Annotated in this window: 4 protein-coding genes; all 4 read right to left on the bottom strand. The window is 62.6% G+C overall.

Annotated elements, in window-relative coordinates:
• Positions 1–330: iron-sulfur cluster assembly protein (locus VLR48_RS17185; protein ID WP_325292965.1), on the bottom strand; the 330-nt coding region annotated here is incomplete at its 3' end.
• Positions 331–434: 104 nt separating this feature from the next.
• Complete coding sequence (sufD, locus tag VLR48_RS17190; RefSeq protein WP_325292966.1) at positions 435–1,760, bottom strand: Fe-S cluster assembly protein SufD; 1,326 nt, start codon at positions 1,758–1,760, stop codon at positions 435–437.
• Positions 1,757–2,512, bottom strand: coding sequence for a Fe-S cluster assembly ATPase SufC (gene sufC / locus VLR48_RS17195; RefSeq protein WP_325292967.1), 756 nt, complete (start codon positions 2,510–2,512; stop codon positions 1,757–1,759). Before sufC ends, sufD begins: the two co-directional genes overlap by 4 nt.
• Before the next feature lie 216 nt (positions 2,513–2,728).
• On the bottom strand, positions 2,729–3,432 hold a 704-nt coding region (locus tag VLR48_RS17200), incomplete at its 5' end, for a SufD family Fe-S cluster assembly protein (RefSeq protein WP_325292968.1).

Here is a 3,432-nt window from a genome sequence, read left to right on the forward strand (position 1 = left end):
GACCTGAATCAGGCCGACACCCTCGACCTTCGAGACGGCATCCTTGACCATGATCGGCATCATGCCGGCGACCGGACAGGCCGGTGCGGTCAGCGTCATGTCGATCGACACGTCACCCACCGGGGAGATGTCGACCCGGTAGATCAGCCCCAGATCGTAGATATTGATGGGGATCTCTGGGTCCTGGACGCTCCGCAGCGCCTCGATGATGGGCTCGCGCAGCTCCTCGGCGTCCATCTGCTCGACCGCGACATCCTCCGTGAGCACGGCCGTGCTCGCACTCTCCTCGTCATGCTTGCCGAAGCCGGCAAAGCGGGCCAGTCTGTTCATGCTCGACCTCTTGACTGCAATTTCCGGTTGAACCGCGTCCGGTGCGACATGCGATGCCTTCATTCGACTCGACCATCGCCGAGCCGACTGCCTCCGGTCGCGGTTTAGGTTAAGGGGGCGGTTTCGAGTCGACGCCCGACCTCCTCGGATACCGCATCGCGGAGTGCATCGCTGTGCAGTGCATCGATGATCTCCTCGGCGAATCCCAAGCAAAGCATGCGACGAGCAAAGGGTGCCGAGATGCCGCGCGAGCGCAGATAAAACAGCTTCTCGGGCTCGATCTGGCCGACCGTCGTGCCGTGGCTGCACTTCACGTCGTCGGCGTTGATCTCGAGCTGCGGCTTGGTGTCGATCTCCGCGTTTTCGGACAACATGAGATTCTTGTTGGACATGGCCGCATCGGTCTTCTGCGCGTCCTTGGCCACCACGACCCGGCCGTCGAAGACCGCCCGGCCCTTACCGTAGAGGATGCCCTTGAAGGTCTCGCGACTCGAGCAGGACGGGACTGCGTGATCCACGTCGATGTGGTAGTCCATCAGTTGGCGATCGCCCGCGAGATAGAGACCCTGCAGATCGCATTCGGCATGCTCGCCGCTAAATCGGGTGACCAGATCGGTGCGCGCCCAAGCGGCGCCCAAGCCAATGTTGACCCCGACATAACGACTGCCGGCGTCCTGGCTCAGGTAGAGGCCCGTGATGTGGAAGGCGTTCGGGCTCTCGATCTGGATGCGGTCGTGCTTGAGCACCGCACCGCGCCCGAGCGACAGCTCCAACACCGAGTTGGTGCAATAGAGCGACTCGCCGAGACTCAAGTACCGCTCGATCAGGGTCGCCTGCGCACCATCCGCGAGCGAGACCAGATGACGCGGCTGCGCGACGCGCGGCTCGTCCATGCCGACGGAGAGATGGATCAGCTCGATGGGGCGCTCAAGGATGGCACCGCGATCGAGCAAGACCACCAAACCGTCGTCCAGACCCGCCGTGTTCAACGCCGCAAACAAAGGCTGGCTTTCGCCCGCCACGCCGTTGATGCGCTCGCGTAGGGCGTCGGGGTCGCTAGCCAACAAGGCACGCAGACCGGTCACGCGAACGCCGCGCGGCAGATCGCCGAGTGCGGACAGCGAGGGCGTATAACGGCCGTTCACCATCACCACGCGATGGCTATCCAACTCCGGAATCAGCAGCTCCTCGATATCGTGAAGCTGCAGTGCCGTGATCTCGTCCTCGACCCGAGCGAACCCCTGCTCGATCAGTCGCTTCAGACTGGTATAGCGCCAAGCCTCTTGCTTGGTGCCCGGCACGCCTTGCTCGCGCACTTGGTCCAGGGCGCTGCGCCGCTGCGCCTCGAGCCAATCGAGCCCGGCGCCGACCTCGCCGTCCGCGCGGGCGGAAAGCCAGGTGTCGAAGCTGGTGGGCGCAGCGCCGTTCATGCCGCCTGCTCCTGCTCGAGGATCCAGCCGTAGCCCTTCTCTTCGAGCTCCAGCGCCAACTCCTTGCCGCCCGAGCGGATGATCCGGCCTTTCGCCAGGACATGGACACGGTCGGGCTCGATGTAGTCGAGCAGACGCTGATAGTGGGTGACCACGATCATGGAACGCTCCGGACTGCGCAGCGCATTCACACCGTCGGCCACCACGCGAAGGGCGTCGATGTCGAGCCCGGAGTCGGTCTCGTCGAGGATCGCGAGCTTGGGTTCGAGCAGGGCCATCTGGAAGATCTCGTTGCGCTTCTTCTCGCCGCCGGAAAACCCGGCGTTGACCGCGCGCTTGAGCAAAGAATCGTTCAGATGCAGGATCTTCAGCTTCTCTTTTATGAGGCGAAGAAAAGACACCGCGTCCAACTCGCTCTCGCCGCGGGCCTTGCGGATGCTGTTGAGCGCCGCTTTCAGGAAGTAGGTGTTGTTGACGCCGGGAAGCTCGACCGGGTACTGAAAGGCCAGGAAGACGCCCAGATGGGCGCGCTCCTCGGGCTCGAGCGCAAGTAGGTCTTGCCCTTCGAAGGTAACCGATCCGGCCGTGACCTCGTAACCCTCGCGTCCGGACAGGACATGCGAGAAGGTGCTCTTGCCCGAGCCGTTCGGACCCATGATGGCGTGGATCTCGCCGGGACCGACCTCCAGATCAAGGCCCTTGAGGATCTCGTTCTCACCGACACTGGCCCGCAGGCCCTTAACAGACAGCATCATCAGTCTCCTGATCGATCGCGTCCGGCGTAACATCCGCGATCCTTGTGATTGGATCGATATGAGAGCCGGCCAAACAACGTCTAAGCTGACGCGATCAATATGTTTAATGTCGTTTTAAAATCTTGAACCGCGTCTCTCGAAGGGCGTTGATCACCGAGAGGCCGATATCAGGCGACGATCCCGCATGACCATCCGAACGCGGTTCAACAGGGTTCAACCAACCGCGCCTTCCAAGCTGATACTCAAGAGCTTCTGGGCCTCGACCGCGAACTCCATCGGCAGCTCGTTGAAGACCTCTTTGCAGAAGCCGTTGACGATCATCGAGACCGCGTCCTCCTCGGTGAGTCCGCGCGAGCGGCAGTAGAAGAGCTGATCGTCGCTGATCTTCGAGGTGGTCGCCTCGTGCTCGAGATTGGCGCTCGGGTGCTTCACCTCGATGTAGGGAAAGGTGTTGGCGCTGCAGCGGTCGCCGATCAGCAGAGAGTCGCACTGGGTGTGGTTGCGCGCACCCTCGGCCCGCTGACTGATCCGCACCAAGCCGCGATAGGTCTGTTGACCCTCGCCGGCGGAAATCCCCTTGGAAACAATGGTCGAGCTGGTGTTGCGCCCGAGATGGATCATCTTGGTGCCGGTATCGGCCTGCTGACGACCCTTGGTGACGGCGACCGAGTAGAACTCGCCGATCGAGTCGTCGCCGCGCAGGATGCAGCTGGGGTATTTCCAGGTGATCGCCGAGCCAGTCTCGACCTGGGTCCAGGAGATCTTTGAGCGCGCACCGCGACATTCCCCGCGCTTGGTCACGAAGTTGTAGATGCCGCCGCGGCCTTGGGCGTCGCCGGGATACCAATTCTGCACCGTCGAGTACTTGATCTCGGCGTCGTCCATGGCGATCAGCTCGACGACCGCGGCATGGAGCT

Origin of the sequence: Thiocapsa sp. (assembly GCF_035467215.1) — a bacterium.
In the GTDB taxonomy this organism is placed as follows: Bacteria; Pseudomonadota; Gammaproteobacteria; order Chromatiales; family Chromatiaceae; genus Thiocapsa.